The organism is Streptomyces sp. NPDC005761 (assembly GCF_040630635.1).
Classification (GTDB): domain Bacteria; phylum Actinomycetota; class Actinomycetes; order Streptomycetales; family Streptomycetaceae; genus Streptomyces.
Genome location: NZ_JBEXXX010000018.1, coordinates 110,071 through 126,513 on the forward strand (window position 1 = coordinate 110,071; position 16,443 = coordinate 126,513).

General features: G+C 71.7%; 12 protein-coding genes and 1 pseudogene. 9 read left to right on the forward strand and 4 right to left on the reverse strand.

From position 1 onward, the window contains the following. Positions 1 to 36 precede the first annotated feature (36 nt). Positions 37 to 993 carry a GNAT family N-acetyltransferase gene (locus tag ABZ434_RS18770; RefSeq protein ID WP_359137568.1) on the reverse strand — a complete coding sequence of 319 codons (957 nt, stop codon included), beginning with the start codon at positions 991 to 993 and terminating at the stop codon, positions 37 to 39. A 174-nt stretch (positions 994 to 1,167) separates the two neighbouring features. On the opposite strand from ABZ434_RS18770, the gene ABZ434_RS18775 reads away from it, so the two are divergent. From ABZ434_RS18775 to ABZ434_RS18785, 3 genes and pseudogenes are all read left to right on the forward strand, one after another. Beyond that, positions 1,168 to 1,734 carry an FHA domain-containing protein gene (locus ABZ434_RS18775; protein WP_359137571.1) on the forward strand — a complete coding sequence of 189 codons (567 nt, stop codon included), beginning with the start codon at positions 1,168 to 1,170 and terminating at the stop codon, positions 1,732 to 1,734. Between the two features lie 22 nt (positions 1,735 to 1,756). Next, positions 1,757 to 2,322: pseudogene (locus ABZ434_RS18780) on the forward strand (LysR family transcriptional regulator substrate-binding protein); the annotation flags it as partial. 47 nt (positions 2,323 to 2,369) lie between these two features. Further along, complete coding sequence (locus ABZ434_RS18785; protein WP_359137574.1) at positions 2,370 to 3,398, forward strand: cytochrome P450; 1,029 nt, start codon at positions 2,370 to 2,372, stop codon at positions 3,396 to 3,398. Here ABZ434_RS18785 and treY read toward each other — a convergent pair. Next, positions 3,343 to 5,751 (reverse strand): malto-oligosyltrehalose synthase, encoded by a 2,409-nt coding sequence (treY, locus tag ABZ434_RS18790; protein ID WP_359137577.1) that lies wholly within the window; start codon positions 5,749 to 5,751, stop codon positions 3,343 to 3,345. The two genes, ABZ434_RS18785 and treY, sit on opposite strands and share 56 nt — an antisense overlap. 77 nt (positions 5,752 to 5,828) lie before the next feature. Further along, entirely contained in the window at positions 5,829 to 7,994 is a 2,166-nt protein-coding gene (gene glgX / locus ABZ434_RS18795; protein ID WP_359137580.1) for a glycogen debranching protein GlgX, read from the reverse strand. Between the two features lie 375 nt (positions 7,995 to 8,369). On the opposite strand from glgX, the gene ABZ434_RS18800 reads away from it, so the two are divergent. Continuing rightward, complete coding sequence (locus tag ABZ434_RS18800; RefSeq protein ID WP_359137583.1) at positions 8,370 to 9,602, forward strand: SAV2148 family HEPN domain-containing protein; 1,233 nt, start codon at positions 8,370 to 8,372, stop codon at positions 9,600 to 9,602. 78 nt (positions 9,603 to 9,680) lie between these two features. Further along, entirely contained in the window at positions 9,681 to 10,409 is a 729-nt protein-coding gene (locus tag ABZ434_RS18805; RefSeq protein WP_359137586.1) for a 3'-5' exonuclease, read from the forward strand. A 160-nt stretch (positions 10,410 to 10,569) separates the two neighbouring features. Here the strand turns inward: ABZ434_RS18805 and ABZ434_RS18810 are convergent, their stop codons facing one another. Then, entirely contained in the window at positions 10,570 to 11,436 is an 867-nt protein-coding gene (locus ABZ434_RS18810) for an aminoglycoside phosphotransferase family protein (RefSeq protein ID WP_359137589.1), read from the reverse strand. Between the two features lie 126 nt (positions 11,437 to 11,562). Here ABZ434_RS18810 and ABZ434_RS18815 point away from each other — a divergent pair, with 126 nt between their 5' ends. The 4 genes from ABZ434_RS18815 to ABZ434_RS18830 all read left to right on the forward strand — a co-directional run bounded on the left by ABZ434_RS18815 (position 11,563) and on the right by ABZ434_RS18830 (position 16,262). Further along, positions 11,563 to 12,513: a sugar ABC transporter permease gene (locus ABZ434_RS18815; RefSeq protein WP_359137592.1), complete on the forward strand. Its 951-nt coding sequence runs from the start codon at positions 11,563 to 11,565 to the stop codon at positions 12,511 to 12,513. Next, positions 12,510 to 13,349 (forward strand): carbohydrate ABC transporter permease, encoded by an 840-nt coding sequence (locus ABZ434_RS18820; protein ID WP_359137595.1) that lies wholly within the window; start codon positions 12,510 to 12,512, stop codon positions 13,347 to 13,349. The genes ABZ434_RS18815 and ABZ434_RS18820 overlap by 4 nt, the downstream gene beginning before the upstream one ends. Further along, complete coding sequence (locus ABZ434_RS18825) at positions 13,349 to 14,641, forward strand: sugar ABC transporter substrate-binding protein (RefSeq protein WP_359137599.1); 1,293 nt, start codon at positions 13,349 to 13,351, stop codon at positions 14,639 to 14,641. The genes ABZ434_RS18820 and ABZ434_RS18825 overlap by 1 nt, the downstream gene beginning before the upstream one ends. 418 nt (positions 14,642 to 15,059) lie before the next feature. After that, positions 15,060 to 16,262: a S8 family peptidase gene (locus tag ABZ434_RS18830; protein ID WP_359137602.1), complete on the forward strand. Its 1,203-nt coding sequence runs from the start codon at positions 15,060 to 15,062 to the stop codon at positions 16,260 to 16,262. Positions 16,263 to 16,443 lie beyond the last annotated feature (181 nt).

Below are 16,443 nucleotides of genomic sequence, written 5' to 3' on the forward strand. Positions count from 1 at the left end.
GGGATCCGGCCGGTCCCTTCGCGGTGATCTCCGCTCTCAGTCGTCCCACACCATGTCGAAGGCGCGCTCGAAGTCGACGTAGCCCAGACGCGCGAAGGACTTCGCCATCGGTACGTTGCCCAGGTCCGTCGCCGCCCGGATACGCTCCACGCCGTCCTGTCGGGCGAGTACCCGGGTGCCTTCGGCGAGGAGCTCGTCGATGTGACCGTGACCGCGCCGCGCGGGCACGACGCCGATGTACGCGATGACGGGGTGGTAGCTGTTGCGGGCCGGGATCACGAAGCCGACCGGTTCGCCGTCCGGGAGTTCGGCGACGCGCCACCACTCCCGCGGCGTCGAGTAGTGGGCGAGCTCCTCGTCGTAGTGCTTCTCCGCGGCCTCACGCGCCGACAGCCCGGACGCCAGGTCCCGCTGTCCGTGGGCGTCGAGCGTGCCCTCCATCACCGGGGTCATCAACGCCAGGAGATCCTCGCGGCCGGCGACCGGCCGGAACCGCAGCCGGCCGCTGTCGGCAGGCACGGGGGTCCCCGCTCGCCACTCCAGGCGCAGCCGCTCCACGAGCATCCGGGCGCCCGTGCGTTCCATGACCCGGACACGGGCTTCCACGACGTCACGGGCCACCGGGTCCTCCCGCCAGTCGGGCGGTACGTAGCGCCCGTACTCGGGGCGTGGGGCACCGGCCGGAACGACGGCCGCGGTCGCCGCCTCCAGCAGCCGCAGTCCGCACTCCCCGCGCTCGGGCTCGGGCAGCGTGTCGTCCAGGTCGAAGAAGTCGAGGAGGAGCGGCTTCGTGCCGTCCTTGCTCCACCAGGCGATCCGCGCCACCACCCGGTCGCCCCGCAGTGCCACCCACATCCACTCCGGACGGCGACGGCCGCTCGCCAGGTCGTCCGCGAGCTCGTGGTCCAGGACGTAGGACAGCCGCCGGAAGAGGCCGAGCTCCTGCGGGCCGCTGATCGGACGGATGGTCAGGCCGAGTGGTGCGTCGAGCACGGATCTCCCACAGTTGTACGGGCTCGCCCGGCGGTCGCCGGGGCGGCACGGCGGCCGAGGGTAGCAATCCGCGGGCCCGCGGTGCCCCTGATATTCCGGGGCCGCGCAGGTCAGGACGGCGGAAAGCGGCGTTGTTCTGGACACCCCGGGGCGGTCGGCCCGACAATTGGCCGTGTGACGTCCTCCTTCGAGTCCCACACGTATCCCGCGCGGCTGTCCGACGCCCAGCGCGACCGTGTTCTCGGTGTGCTCAGAGAGGGTGCGGCGCAGGGCAAGCTCTCCCACGACACCTTCATGCGGCGCATGGAACTGGCGCTGAGCGCAGGCCGATCCGAGGAACTGGACGCGCTCACCGCCGACCTGGAGCGCGACGGACGCTGGTCGCGGCAGCTGTTCCGGGCCGTGGGCGGAGTCTCCGGCTTCCCCGAGCGGGTGCGCAGGGCATGGCGGGCCGAGCGGTTGCCCAAGCTGCTGCTCCCGGCGCCGAGTCCGCAACCTCTGCGCATCGGCCGCGACCCGGGCAACGGTCTCCGCCTCAGCCACGAGACGGTCTCCCGGATGCACGCCGAACTCATCGCCCACGGCGGCCGGTGGCTGCTGCGCGACCTCGGCTCGACCAACGGCACCTGCGTCAACGGGCAGCGCGTCACGGGCGACGTGCCGGTGCGGGAGGGGGACCAGGTGAGCTTCGGCAGGATGACCTTCCGGCTCTACGCTCCCGCGCTCCGGCCGCCGGCCTGAGGGCTTGCAGGGAATCAACCAACAGATCGAGCGCGGCACCGCCGACCTCGCCGTCGGGCCGCCGCCCCCGCACTGGTCCGGGCCGGTCGTCCCGATCGGAGCGGAGGACATCGTCCTGGTCGTCCCCTTCGACGATCCCCTCGCCGGTCGGGTCTTCGTCCGGCTCCACGAACTGGCCGAGCGGCCGTGGGTGCGGTGCGCGATGGAAGCGGTCGTCGAGGGCGGGCCCTTCCTCGACCGGGCCTGTGCCCGCGCCGGATTCGAACCCCGCACGGCGGTGCGCACCGAGCACACGTCGACCGCGGTACGGATGGCGGCGGCCGGCGTCGGCGTCGCGACCGCCCCCGCGCACGTCGTACGGGGAGCGGTCGGCGAGGACTGTGCGGTGCTCACCGTGGACCCGCCCTGGCGGCGGGAGCTCGCGGTCTTCTCCCGCGTCCGGCTGACCGGTGCCGCCGCGGCGTTCACCGATCTGCTGACCGCGTGCCGGCCACCCCACGTCCCGTCGGCCCGAAGCGGACGGTGAGCGCGCTGTCACCCGGACGGCCGTACGCCGACTGCGGTGGGACCGTTCAGGTGATCCCCTGACAGGGACCGCGCCGCGCACCGGCGCACCGGACACCCGGGGGAACGCCATGCAGGCAGACACGCCCGGAGACATACCGGCCCCGACGCCCTCGCCCGAACGGCGCAGCGCCCGTCGCCCGTCCACGCGGCCCCGCCGCGCCGCCCGGGCCGGCGGCGGCCCCAGTCTCCTCGCGCCCGGTGCGGCACACGACCCGTACCGGCTCTACCGGGTGCTCCGCGAGGAGTACCCGCTCTGCTACGACGCGCCGCTGGGCGCGTGGCTGGTCAGCCGGTACGACGACGTGGCCACCGCCCTCACCGACCCGAGGTTCGCGGGCTACCCGCACGACGGAGCGCCCCGGGGCGGCCCGGCCCCGCTCGGGCTCTGCCACGGGAACTTCCGCTGCCTGCCCAGCGACCGGTACACGGTCACGACCGGCTCCGTGCCCGGGCACCTGGCGGAGCGCGTCGAGCGGACCGCCTATGTGCTGGCCCGGCGCATCGCCGCACGCCCCCAGGCCGATCTCGTCGAGGAGTTCTGCCGCTGGCTCCCCGTCGGAGCGGGCGCCGGCACCGGCGCGGCCGGCGACGCCCCCTGCGCCCGCCGCACCGGACTGCGCGAGACCGCGCTCGCTTCCTTCCTCGCCAATCTGCTGGACGACCCCGACCTGATGGCCGTCATGCGCATCGAACCCGCACTCGCCGGCCGGGCCTGGACCGAGTCGCTGCGCCGCGACCCGCCCGTCCAGGTCGTGCTGCGCCGCACCGTCGCGGAGGTGACCCTCAGTGGCGGCACCCTGCCTCCACGGGCACCCGTCGCCTGTCTGATCGGCTCGGCGGGCCGGGACCCGGGACGGTTCGCCGCACCGGACGTCTTCGACCCCTTCCGCCGCGACCAGGACCGCGGCACAGCCGGACCCGCCGGGTGCCCCGCCGTGGTGCTCGGCCGGCTGGAGGCCGAACGGGGCCTGCGCGCCCTGCTCGACGCGATGCCCGGCCTGCGCTGGGCGGACGGCTTCCGGCCGGCGGCCACCGGCCTGCTCACACGGGGCCCGCGGTCCCTTCTCGTCCGTCCCCAGCACGCCCGCCCCGGCTGAGCAGGGCCACCGGCCGCTCCGCGAACAGCTCCGCCACCGGCACCGTGCCGCCGGTGAACTTCCGGCCCGGTGTCAGCAGGTCGCGCCACACCCCCTCGTCCGGCAGCGCCAGTTCCGTCTCCTGCCAGCCGCCCGACTCCGCCAGCCGCAGCGAAAGCCGGGTCACCGCGGTGACCACCTCGCCGGAGCGGCAGAAGGCCAGGCAGTGCGCCGCCGCCGGACCGGAGGCGGTCAGCGGGGCGTACGTACCCGACTCGCCGAACACCTCGGGCCGTTCCCGCCGCAACCGCAGAGCCGTCTCGGTGAGCTCGCCCTTCTCGTCGGCGGGCGCCCCGTCGGACGGCTGACGGAACGGACTCCGGTTGTCGGGGTCGACCAGCGCCAGGTACTCCCGCTCCGTGCCCTGGTACAGATCCGGCACCCCCGGCATCGTCAGGTGGACCAGCGCCGCGCCCAGCGCATTGGCCCGCACATGCGGGGCCAGCGTCCCCGAGAACCGTTCCAGGAGCGCTCGCACCGGACCCGTGCCGGCGGCCGGACCTGCGGCGACGAAGGCCGACACCACCCGCTCGTACACCGGATCGGGTTCGGTCCAGCTGGTGAAGAGACCCGACTCGCGCACCGCCTTGAGCAGCGCAGGCTCCAGTCGTGCGGCCTGCTCGCCGGGCGGAAACCCCACACAGCCGATCGCGGTCTGCCAGGCCTGCCAGGCGAGCTGCGGATCGGGGGCGAGGGGGGCCGTCCGGGTCAGCTCCGCGACCAGCTCCGTCCACGGACCCGGGCACTGCGACAACACGGCGATGCCCGCCCGGACGTCGGCGCTGCGCTTGGTGTCATGCGTCGTCAGCGCCGTGCCGGTGGCCGGCCAGTCGCGGGCGAGCCGCGTACAGAACGCGTGGAACTCCTCCGGAGCCACCGCCGGCCGGCCCGGATCACCGCCCACCTCGTTGGCGGAGATCAGCGGCACGTACCGGTAGTACGCCGTGTCCTCGACCGCCTTGGCACGCAGGGCGGACGCCGTCTGGGCGAACCGGGCGCAGAACGCCGCCCGGTCCCCGCCCCCGCCGAGCCGCCCCAGGGCCAGCTCCCGCACCACGTCGACGGCCGAGGCCTCCTCGTGTACCGCGAACGCCGCCTTGGCATCGCTCACCGCGACCGCGTCGAGCGTCGCCCCGGCCGTCTCGGTGCAGGGCCCGCCCGCCGTCACGTACGGCCGGTAGACCGGGACCCGGACCAGCAGCTCGCGCACGGCGGTGTGCAGGGCCCAGGGGGCGTGGTCGCGCAGGGCGGGATCCTCGGCGCAGACGCGTGACGCCAGCCGGGTCAGCAGCTCGGTCTCGGCGGCCAGTTCATGGGTGACCACGCGGTACGCGGCCCGGCGCACCGTCGCCGGCCAGTAGCCGCCGCGGTCCCCGGACGGGGAGGCGGTCTCCCGGTAGCCGCCGAGCAGCTCGGCGGCGCCCACCGGGTCGACGAAGAGCCCGTCGATCCGGTGCAGCGCGTCGTACCCCGTCGTCCCGGCGACGGCCCAGCCCGCGGGCAGCGGCTCCGAGCCGGTGAGGATCTTCTCCACCACCGTCCACGCCCCGCCGCTCGCCGCGGACAGCCGCTCCAGATAGCCGGCCGGATCGGCGAGTCCGTCCGGGTGGTCGATCCGCAGGCCGTCCACGACCCCGTCCCGTACCAGCTCCAGGATCTTGGCGTGCGAAGCGGCGAAGACCTCCGGGTCCTCCACCCGGACCCCGATCAGCTCGGAGATGGTGAAGAACCGCCGGTAGTTCAGCTCGGTGCGGGCCAGCCGCCACCAGCCGAGCCGGTAGTGCTGGGCGTCCAGCAGCTCGGGCAGGTCGAGGTGCGCGGTGCCGGCCCGCAGCGGGAACTCCTGTTCGCCGTAGCGCAGCACGTCCCCGTCGACCCGGAGCCGGTCCATCTCCTCGCCGATGCGTCCGGCGAGCACGGGCAGCAGGACCCGGCCGTCGCCCGCCGCCCAGTCGATGTCGAACCAGCGCGCGTACGGGGAGCCGGGCCCCTCACGCAGGACCTCGCGCAGCGCGTGGTTGTGGCGGGGGTCGGCGGCCATGTGGTTCGGCACGATGTCCACGACGAGCCCGAGCCCGTGCTCCCGCGCGGTGCGCGCGAGCTGCCGCAGCCCTTCCTCGCCGCCCAGCTCGGCGCGGACCCGGCCGTGGTCGACGACGTCGTAGCCGTGCCGTGAGCCGGGCACGGCTTCGAGCACGGGGGACAGGTGCAGATGGGAGACGCCGAGCGAGGCGAGATACGGCACGGCGTCCTCGGCGGCCGAGAACGGGAAATCCGGCTGGAGCTGGAGCCGGTACGTGGCGGAAGGCGTCATGGGAACGTTCGTACCCAGATCCGGGCCGCCTGTGACACCCGGGCACGGACAAGTGCACGACCGGCGGCGCCCCATCCCTAGGCCGGCCGCTGCAGCACCACCATGCTCCGTCCCACGAGCGTCACCCGATCGCCCGCGGCCACCTTGGGCCCCGCCCCGGTCAGCACGCCGTCCGGGCGGGCCGTGTCGACCACCGCCAGCCACTGCCGGCCGTGATTGACCGGAACGGCGAATTCCAGTGTTTCCGCGCTCGCGTTGAACATCAGCAGGAACGAGTCGTCGGAGATCCGTTCCCCGCGCGGCCCCGGCTCCGAGATGGCGTGCCCGTTCAGGAAGACCGTCAGCGCCTTGGCGTGCGCCGCCTGCCAGTCCCGCTGGGTCATCTCCTGGCCCTCGGGGGTGAACCACGCGATGTCCGACAGTTCGTCGTGCGTGCCCTCCACGGGGCGCCCGTGGAAGAACCGCCGGCGACGGAAGACGGGATGGTCGCGGCGCAGCCACACCATCGCCCGGGTGAACTCCAGCAGGCTGCTGCCGAGACCGCCGCCGTCCGGCGCGTCCGTCTCCTCGCCCTCGTCCTCCACCGCCCCGGCCGGATCGGGCCAGTGCACCCACGAAAGTTCGCTGTCCTGGCAGTAACCGTTGTTGTTGCCCCGCTGCGTACGGCCGAACTCGTCGCCGTGACTGAGCATCGGCACGCCCTGCGACAGCATCAGCGTGGCGATGAAGTTGCGCATCTGACGCTCGCGCAGCTCCAGTACCTCGGGCCGGTCCGTCTCACCCTCCACACCGCAGTTCCAGGACCGGTTGTGGCTCTCGCCGTCCCGGTTGCCCTCGCCGTTGGCCTCGTTGTGCTTGTCGTTGTACGAGACCAGGTCGTGCAGGGTGAACCCGTCGTGGCAGGTGGTGAAGTTGATCGAGGCGAGCGGCCGCCGCCCGTCGTCCTGGTACAGGTCGGAGGAACCCGTCAGCCGGCCGGCGAACTCGGCCAGTGTCCGGGGCTCGCCGCGCCACAGGTCCCGCACCGTGTCGCGGTACTTCCCGTTCCACTCGGTCCACAGCGGGGGGAAGTTCCCCACCTGGTAGCCGCCCTCGCCCACGTCCCACGGCTCCGCGATCAGCTTCACCTGGCTGACCACCGGGTCCTGCTGCACCAGGTCGAAGAACGAGGACAGCCGGTCCACCTCGTGGAACTGCCGGGCCAGCGTCGCCGCCAGGTCGAAACGGAATCCGTCCACGTGCATCTCGGTCACCCAGTAGCGCAGTGAGTCCATGATCAGCTGGAGCACGTGCGGGGAGCGCATCAGCAGGGAGTTCCCGGTCCCCGTGGTGTCCATGTAGTAGCGCTGGTCGTCGGCGAGCCGGTAGTACGAGGCGTTGTCCAGCCCCCGGAAGGAGAGCGTCGGCCCCAGGTGATTGCCTTCCGCCGTGTGGTTGTAGACCACGTCGAGGATCACCTCGATGCCGGCCTGGTGCAGGGCGCGGACGGCCTGCTTGAACTCCAGCACCTGCTCGCCCCGGTCGCCCCAGGACGCGTAGGCGTTGTGCGGGGCGAAGAAGCCGATGGTGTTGTAGCCCCAGTAGTTGGCGAGCCCCGCGTCCGCCAGCCGGTGGTCCTGGACGAACTGGTGCACCGGCATCAATTCGATGGCCGTGACGCCGAGCTCCGTCAGATGGGCGATGACCTCCGGATGGGCCAGCCCCGCGTACGTACCGCGCAGCTCCTTCGGGAGCCCCGGATGGAGCATCGTCAGGCCCTTCACATGGGCCTCGTAGATCACCGTGCGGTGGTAGTCCGTACGGGGCCGCCGGTCGTCGCCCCAGTCGAAGTACGGGTTGACCACGACCGAGGACATCGTGTGCGGCGCCGAATCGAGGTCGTTGCGGGCGTCGGGCCGGCCGAACGGATAGCCGTAGACCGCCTCGCCCCACTGGATCTGCCCGGCGACGGCCCGGGCGTACGGATCCAGGAGCAGCTTGGCGGAGTTGCAACGGGTGCCGCGCTGGGGTTCGTACGGTCCGTGCACCCTGAATCCGTACCGCTGACCGGGCATCACCCCGGGCAGATAGGCATGACGGACGAAGGCGTCGGTCTCTCTCAGCTCCACCGCCGTCTCGGAACCGTCGTCGTGCAGCAGGCACAACTCGATTCGGTGGGCGGCCTCCGAGAAGACCGCGAAGTTGGTCCCGGCGCCGTCGTACGTGGCACCGAGGGGGTACGCCTGTCCCGGCCAGACCTGCATAGGTTCGACTCTTCCACTTCTGATGCGGTTGCCTGGGGAATGCGGGCTCCCTGGGGGATCTTCCCCGAAAGAGCGGCCCTTACCTAGGACCGGTCGGCAAAAGAAGGGGGGCGTCGCGGGGCCGGTCAACATCGGGCCCCTCCCCGTCGCCCGGAACCGGAATCCGGCACCCCACCCGGTCGGTTGTCCGGAATGCGGCTTGGAGTGGGGTGTTTAATCCCTATGAATCCGCTCACTCCGGCAGATCTCGCCAAACGGAACATGCGTGTGTCATAGGGGAGTTGGGAAAGGAGCCTGCGCATCCGGCTGCACCGGCTCCCGCTCGCGGAGTACCCTTCCTTGATCGTTGGTGGGGGAGTGGAAGGCGGTGCGCGGGTGAGCTCGGGAGGGTTCGAGCTGCCCCCAGGTGACACGGGTCACGAGGGGGATCTGGCCGATGTCCCGCCCGGGGCGGTCTCGCTGGCGCAGCCTCTGGAGATCGGCGCGGAACTGGACTGGGGCGCGGAGGCCTGGAGCGAGGTGCGCACGCGCGCACAGCGGGCCGGGCGCGCGTACATCTGGCTGAATCTCGTGGAGCAACGGCTGCGCGCCGTCGTCGCCGCGGTGCTCCGGCCCATCTACGAACCGGTCCACGGCGAGGACTGGGTGGTGGCCGCGGCGGGGCCGGCCGGGCAGGAGTGGGTGCAGCGTGCCGTCGCCGTTCGGGAGGTGTCCCGGCGCAAGGGCTATCTGCTCGACCCGGCCGACGACAACGTCCTGAGTTTCCTCACGCTGCCGCAGCTGCGTGAGCTGATGGTCCAGCACTGGCCCTGTTTCGAGCCCTACTTCGACGACCGCCGTGACGTCGAGCTGGCGCTGGACGAGCTGGAGGTCGCCCGCAACGTGGTCTCCCGCAACCGCGCCCTCAACGAGGCGGTGCTCGCCCAGGCGGAGAGGGCCTCCGCCCGGCTGCTGGAGATCCTCGGCAGCGGCGCGGCCGTCCCGTCCGCGGACCGGCTCCCGGTGGACGCCGTGGAGGAGCTCGTCGGCGACCGGTACGCGGACGTTGTCTCCGTCCACCCCGACCGGGTACGGCTCCAGCGCCAGCTGCCCGCCGAGGACCTCTTCGGCGGGTCGCGCCGGCTGGACGCCATCGGGATAGGGCTCAACCTGCTGGTGCAGAACTTCTCGGGGCGCCGGCTGATACGGCTCGCCGAGTCGGGCTGCCGGGTCCGGCTGCTCTTCATCAACCCGGCCAGCAGCGCGGTCAAGCGCCGGGAGCGGGAGCTCGGGCTCAAGAAGGGCGAGCTGAGCCGGTCGGTGGAGATGAACATCCTTCACATGCGCCGGGTCCGCTCCAAGCTGCGCGATCCGGGGGCCTTCGAGATCCATGTCTTCGACGAGACGCCACGCTTCACCGCCTATCTGGTGGACGGCGACGGCGCCGACGCCGTGGGCGTCGTCCAGACGTATCTGCGCCGGGCACGCGGCATGGAGGCGCCGGTGCTGGTGCTGCGGGGCGGCGGGCGAGCCGTCGTCCGGGCCGGCCAGGACAGCGAGCACGGGCTGTTCGAGACGTACCGCGAGGAGTTCGAATCCGTGTGGACGGACTCCCGTCCGGTCTCCTGAGGGGCCGATCCGGGGTGTTGTCAGTGCCCCGTGCGAGGGTGGTCGTCATCTGGGGGAGCACCACGAAGGAGGTACGGGATGAGCTGGCACCGGCATGCGCTGGTCGGCTTCGACCTGGAGACGACGGGTACGGAACCGCTGGAGGCCCGGATCGTGACGGCCGCGGTCGTCCGTGTCGACGACCAGGACGGTGAGCCGGTGAGCCGGCACACCTGGCTGGCCGATCCGGGGATCAGGATCCCCGCACAGGCTTCGGCGATCCACGGCATCAGCAGCGAGCGGGCGGCGGCGGAGGGCCGGCCGGTGCGCGAGGTGGCCGACGAGATCGCCGACACCCTGACCGGTTACTGGCGCCGGGGCGTCCCGGTGGTCGCGTACAACGCTGCCTTCGACCTGACGCTGCTGACGGCCGAGTTGCACCGCCACGGGCTGCCCTCGCTCAGCGAGCGGCTCGACGGCGCGGGGATCGGGCCGGTGATCGACCCGTACACGATCGACCGGTCCGTCGACCGCTACCGCAAGGGCAAGCGCAACCTCGAAGCGGTCTGCGTCGAGTACGGCGTGGTCCACCAGGGAGCGCACGACGCGGCGGCGGACGCGCTGGCAGCGGTCCGCGTGGCGTACGCGATAGCCGCACGGCACGGTGAGGTGGCAGCACTGTCGGCACCGGAGCTGCACGAGCGCCAGATCGTCTGGTACGCGCAGTGGGCCGCCGACTTCCAGCAGTTCCTGCGCCGCAAGGGCACGGCGGACGCGGTCATCGACGGCCACTGGCCGGTACGGGAACTGGCGCAGGTCTCGGGCTGAGGGGGCCGCCGCCCCGCCGTCGGCCGTGCTCCGCCCTCAGCCGTCGGCCGTGCTTGATTCCGGTGCGGGCCGCCATCCGCCCGCGGGCAGTGCCCGGGCAGCGGTCAAGCCGTCCGGCGATCGAGGTCACGCCGTTCACCGGTACGCGGGGAGCCACCTCTCAGAAGGGGTACCACCGCACCGACGCGTCCCCTTCGCGCAGGGAGGCCACCCGGCGGCGGAACTCCGCGCGTGCTTTCGGGTTGGCCGGAGCGTGCTGCGCGACCCACGCGCAGCTCGCCGTCTCCCGCGCCCCGCGCAGCACCGCGCAGCCGTCCCATTCCCGTACGTCCCATCCGTACGCCGAGGTGAACGCGTCATAGGCCTCGGCCGCCAGTCCGTACCGGTCGCGGGACAGGGCCAGTACCACCAGGTCGTGCTCGCGCAGATCGGTGGAGAACGTCTCCAGGTCCACCAGGACCGGCCCGTCCGGGCCGACATGCACGTTGCGTGCGAGCGCGTCGCCGTGGATCGGTCCCGGCGGCAGACGGGGGACCAGGCCCGCGGCGGCCGCCGCGAAGCCGTCGCGGCGTTCGCGCAGATACGCGGCGTCGGCCGGATCGATCGCCTCGCCGGCCAGGCTCAGCCACCGTTCGACCCCGCCCAGCAGTTCGCGGCGGGCGAGGGGGAGGCCCTCGGGGTCCGGCAACGCGTGCACCGCGCGCAGCAGGGGCGCCAGGTCCCGCGGCTCGGCCGGCCGCACCGCGTCCGGGAGTCGGTGCCACAGCGTCACGGGGTGGCCCTCCACCAGACGCGCCCCTGGCTCGGCCGCCCGCACGGCGGGGATGCCGGACGCGGCGAGCCACTGGGCGACGGCCACCTCGCGTTCGGCCCGCTCCCGCAGTTCCGGGCTGCGCACGGCGTCCCGGCCGATCTTGACGACCAGGTCGCCCACGGCGAACACCGCGTTCTCGCCCAGCGCGATCAGCTCCGCGCCGCCCGGCAGTCCGGCGGCGGTCAGCACCTCGCGCGCTCGCATCTCGTTCATGGATCCGATTTTCGCACTCGTGCAGGCTGTCTTGACGAACCGACGGCCCGTCAGCACGATGGCGTAGGCCACCTGAGCGGCCAGAACGGTATAAAGCCGGTCGAATGACGCAAGGGGGTTGTATCCATGACATTGGCGAATGCAACCGTGCAGTCCGGACGGCATGGCCCGCCGGACGGTCCGGGTGACAAGCGGTCCGGGCAGATCAGGAGGAACGCCGGAACCTGGTTCCTGGTGCTGCCCGCCCTGATCCCGATCCTGGCCCTCAGTGTCGGGCCGCTGCTCTACGGCATCTCGCTGGCCTTCACGGACGCGCAGTCGGGCCGCACCCGGTCCACCCAGTGGATCGGCTCACTGAACTTCCAGGACCTGCTCCACGACGGACTGTTCTGGGAATCGTTCCGGATCGGGCTGCTCTGGGCGGTCGGTGTCACCGTCCCGCAGTTCTTCCTGGCCCTGGGCCTCGCCCTGCTGCTCAACGAGAACCTGCGGATGCGCTGGCTGGCCCGCGCCCTGGCCATCATCCCGTGGGCGATGCCCGAGGTCGTCGTCGGCATCATGTGGCGCCTCGTCTACAACCCGGACGCCGGCATCCTCAACGAGACCATCCGCGACCTGGGGCTCGGCGACGGCCGGGACTGGCTCACCGGCCTCGCCACCGCACTGCCCGCGGTGATCCTCGTGGGCATCTGGGCCGGCATGCCGCAGACCACGGTCGCCCTGCTGGCCGGTCTGCAGAACACCCCGCACGAACTCCACGAGGCCGCCGCCCTGGACGGTGCGGGCGCCTGGCGAAGGTTCCGTACCGTCACCTGGCCCGCGCTCAGGCCCGTCGCCCTCTCTATCACCGCGCTCAACTTCATCTGGAACTTCAACGCCTTCGCCCTGGTCTACGTGCTGACCAACGGCGGTCCCGGCGGCCGTACCAGGCTGCCGATGCTCTTCGCCTACGAAGAGGCTTTCCGGTACGGACAGTTCGGCTACGCCGCCGCGATGGGCTGTGTGATGGTCGCGGTGATCTCCGTGATCCTCGCCGTGTACCTCGCCGGACGGCTCAGGGGAGGCGAGGACCGATGAGTCTGCGTACCAGCAGGCCGGCGCGCGCCGGACAGTACGCCGCGCTGCTCTGCTACCTGGTCTTCCTGGCCTTCCCGTTCCTGTGGCTGATCTCCACCGCCTTCAAACCCGCACCGGAACTGGGCTCCCTGCACCCGACCTGGATCCCCGAGCATCCGACGCTGGACAACTTCCGGCAGGCCTTCGACGAGCAGCCGCTGCTACGGGCCGCCGCCAATTCGCTGATCGCCGCGCTCTCGGCCGGTGTCATCGCCGTCGTCGTCGCGACCCCGATGGCCTATGTAATGGCCCGCCACCGCTCCAGGCTCTCCACGGCCGCCACCGGCTGGGTCGTGGTCAGCCAGGCGTTCCCGTTCGTCCTGCTGATCATTCCGCTCTTCCTGGTCCTCAAGCACCTGCATCTGATCAACACCCTGTGGGGACTGATCATGGTCTACGTCGTGTGGGCGCTGCCCTTCGCGCTGTGGATGCTGGTCGGCTACGTACGGGCCGTACCGCCCGAGCTGGAGGAGGCGGCGGCGGTCGACGGAGCCGGCCGACTGCGGATCCTCGTCTCGGTCACCGCTCCGCTGCTGGCACCGGGGATCGTCGCCACCGCGCTCTTCGCGTTCGTCACCGCCTGGAACGAGTTCTTCTTCGCGCTCGTCCTGCTCAAGACACCGGAGAAACAGACGTTGCCGGTCGTGCTGACCCACTTCCTCGGCGCGGAGGGTGCGAGCGACCTCGGGCCTCTCGCCGCCGCCGCGTTCCTCGCCACGCTTCCCTCGCTCCTGCTCTTCGCCGTCATCCAACGGCGGATCACGGGCGGCATGCTCGCCGGGGCGGTGAAGAGCTGATGCGCGCAGTGGTTCGTACGGCCGCGTCAGCGGCCACCGCGCTCGCCCTGCTGCTCACCGGGTGCGCGGGGGGCGGCGACGGCGGGGCGGACGGGAGGATCCGGATCCGTTTCCAGTCGCTCGCCTGGCAGAAGGAATCCGTCGACATCAACAAGCAACTGGTGAGGGAGTGGAACGCGAGCCATCCCGACGTCGAGGTCCAGTACGTGCAGGGCAGCTGGGACAGCGTGCACGACCAGCTCCTCACCTCCTTCGAGGGGGGCGAGGCCCCGGACGTCATCCATGACGCCTCCGACGATCTCGCGGATTTCGCGTACGGCGGCTATCTCGCCGATCTCCGTAAGCTCCTGCCCGACCGGCTGACCGAAGACATCCCCGCACAGAGCTGGCAGACCGCCACCTTCGACGGCGGCGTCTACGGGGTGCCGTTCCTCCAGGAACCTCGGGTCCTGATCGCCAACACCAAGATCCTCCGTGACTCGGGGGTCCGCATCCCGACCCCTGAGAAGCCCTGGAGCTGGCCGGAGTTCCGCGAGGTCACCAAGGAGCTGACGGGCAAGGGCCGTTACGGGATCGCCTGGCCGCTCAAGGAGCCGGTCTCCGTCACCCTCAACCTGGGCCTCTCGGCAGGCGGCCGGCTGTTCCACCGCGGTACCGACGGGAAGGTGACGGTGGAGATGGGCGAGGGCGACCAGGTGGTCCCGGACACCATCCACGACCAGGTCGACACCGACCACAGCGCCGCCCGCACCGCGCTCGGCATGGGCGGCGGCGACACGCTGCCCGGTCTCTTCGGCGGGAAGTACGCCATGGTGCCGCTCGGGTTCTCCTACCGCCAGCAAGTCGTCGAACAGGCGCCGAAGGGCTTCGAGTGGAGCGTTCTGCCCGCCCCGGCCGGCAGCGAGGGCCTGGCCCAGGGAGTGAGCCCGCAGACCCTGTCCGTCGCCGAGGACAGTCCGCACAAGAAGGAAGCCGTGGAGTTCATCGACTTCCTGCTGCGGCCCGCGAACATGGTGCGCCTGGCCAAGGGGGACTGGATGCTGCCGACCGGCTCGGCCGCCCTGGCCGACTCCTCGCTGCACACCGCCGAGCGGGGCTGGGCGACCGGCGTCGCCCTCGCGACCGCGCTGCGCCCGGCGCCGGCCCAGTCCGTGCGCGGCTACCCCGAGTGGAAGGACAAGGTCGCCACGCCTGCCCTCCAGGAGTACTACAGCGGCGCGATCGGGGCGGACGAACTGAGGAAGCGTCTGGTGGAGGACGGGAACCGGGTCCTGGCCCGCTATCAGCGCTGAGGCGCGCCCTCCGCCGTGCCACGCGCCCTCCGGGCGTGGCGCGGCGCCCTCCGGCCGTGCCGGGTGCAATTCGCACGTGCCACGGGGTCCTTCCCGGATGTCGGGGAGGCAGGGGCGGAATCAAGCCTTCTCGCCCTGCCTGCCGTCGAGCCGATGGGGCGGCTCCCGTACCTCGGGGCGAAGCCGTAGCACCGGTACGGGCGAAGGAAGCCCCCTACACGTAACGGTGGTTGAGCTTGCGCGCCCGACTTGCGCACGGCTGGCCGGTTTCTTATTACGAAACCTTGTTTAGTAAGTAACAGCTGCATGAAGGTCTTGATCTGCGCGCGTCAATCGGCGAGGGTTTCGAGCCAGCCCCCGGAGATCTTCCGGCCGAGGGCCAATCCCCCCACAAAGAATGACGAGGAGATCCCTCTTCATGGCAATTCACAAGCGCGCACGCCGGTTCAAGCTGACCGCCGCCGTCACCGCGGTGGCAGCGGCCGCCGGAGTCACCCTGATGGCCAGCCCGTTCGCAGGAGCGACACCCGCCCCCGCGACCGGCAAGATCTACGGTGCCGACGCGGCAACCGCCGTCTCCGGCAGCTACATCGTGATGCTGGACCGGAAGGCGGACAAGGCGGAGCTCGCCAAGGAGTACGGCGGCAAGCTGAAGCGCAACTACAGCTCGGCCATCAACGGCTTCTCGGCCAGCGGCCTTTCGGAGACCGAGGCCAAGCGCCTCGCCGCCGACCCGGCCGTGTCCAAGGTCGTCCAGAACAAGAAGTTCCACGTCAACGCCACCCAGGACAATCCGCCGTCCTGGGGTCTCGACCGCATCGACCAGGCGGAAACCGCCGGGGACAGCGCGTACACCTATCCCGACAGCGCGGGCGACGGTGTCACCGCGTACGTCATCGACACCGGGGTCCGCACCACACACCAGGAGTTCGAGGGGCGCGCCGCCTCGGGCTTCGACGCCGTGGACAACGACGACAGCGCCGACGACGGCAACGGCCACGGCACCCACGTGGCCGGCACCATAGCCGGTGCGACGTACGGCGTCGCCAAGAAGGCGAAGATCGTCGCGGTCCGCGTCCTCGACGACTCGGGCTCGGGCACCACCGAGCAGGTCGTCGCCGGGATCGACTGGGTCACCGAGAACCACCAGGGCCCGTCGGTCGCCAACATGAGTCTCGGCGGCGGCGCGGACGAGGCGCTCGACGCGGCCGTCCAGAAGGCCATCGCCTCCGGAGTCACCTTCGCGGTGGCCGCCGGGAACGAATCGAGCGACGCCGGCCAGGGCTCCCCGTCGCGCGTCCCGGAGGCGATCACGGTCGCCTCCTCCACGGTCGACGACGAGCAGTCGTCGTTCTCCAACTACGGCTCGGTCGTGGACATCTACGCCCCGGGTTCGGACATCACCTCGTCGTGGAACGACAGCGACGACGCGTCCAACACCATCTCCGGAACGTCCATGGCGACCCCGCACGTCGTCGGTGCCGCCGCCGTCTACCTGGCGGGGCACCCGGACGCCACCCCGGCGGAGGTCGCCACGGCGCTGACCGGAGGAGCCACCCCGGACGCCATCAGCAACGCCACCGAAGGCACGGCGAACAAGCTGCTGAAGGTCGTTGAGTAACACCGGCACCATCTGACCGGCGGCCGCCGCGCTCTCCCCCACGGGGCGCGGCGGCCGCACGGCTCGGGGAGATCGTCCTAGGGTGTGCCCATGATGATGTACGCGGTGCTGCCGCCCAGGACGGGCGGGAGCGGCCACCGCAGGACCGTCCCGGCCGGCCTCGGCGCGCTGCCCACCGGGC

Coding starts and splice junctions, on each gene's coding strand:
- ABZ434_RS18785 (WP_359137574.1), top strand. CDS start 2,370: ATGCAGGCAGACACGCCCGGAGACATACCGGCCCCGACGCCCTCGCCC.
- treY (WP_359137577.1), bottom strand. CDS start 5,751: ATGACGCCTTCCGCCACGTACCGGCTCCAGCTCCAGCCGGATTTCCCG.
- glgX (WP_359137580.1), bottom strand. CDS start 7,994: ATGCAGGTCTGGCCGGGACAGGCGTACCCCCTCGGTGCCACGTACGAC.
- ABZ434_RS18805 (WP_359137586.1), top strand. CDS start 9,681: ATGAGCTGGCACCGGCATGCGCTGGTCGGCTTCGACCTGGAGACGACG.
- ABZ434_RS18810 (WP_359137589.1), bottom strand. CDS start 11,436: ATGAACGAGATGCGAGCGCGCGAGGTGCTGACCGCCGCCGGACTGCCG.
- ABZ434_RS18815 (WP_359137592.1), top strand. CDS start 11,563: ATGACATTGGCGAATGCAACCGTGCAGTCCGGACGGCATGGCCCGCCG.
- ABZ434_RS18820 (WP_359137595.1), top strand. CDS start 12,510: ATGAGTCTGCGTACCAGCAGGCCGGCGCGCGCCGGACAGTACGCCGCG.
- ABZ434_RS18825 (WP_359137599.1), top strand. CDS start 13,349: ATGCGCGCAGTGGTTCGTACGGCCGCGTCAGCGGCCACCGCGCTCGCC.
- ABZ434_RS18830 (WP_359137602.1), top strand. CDS start 15,060: ATGGCAATTCACAAGCGCGCACGCCGGTTCAAGCTGACCGCCGCCGTC.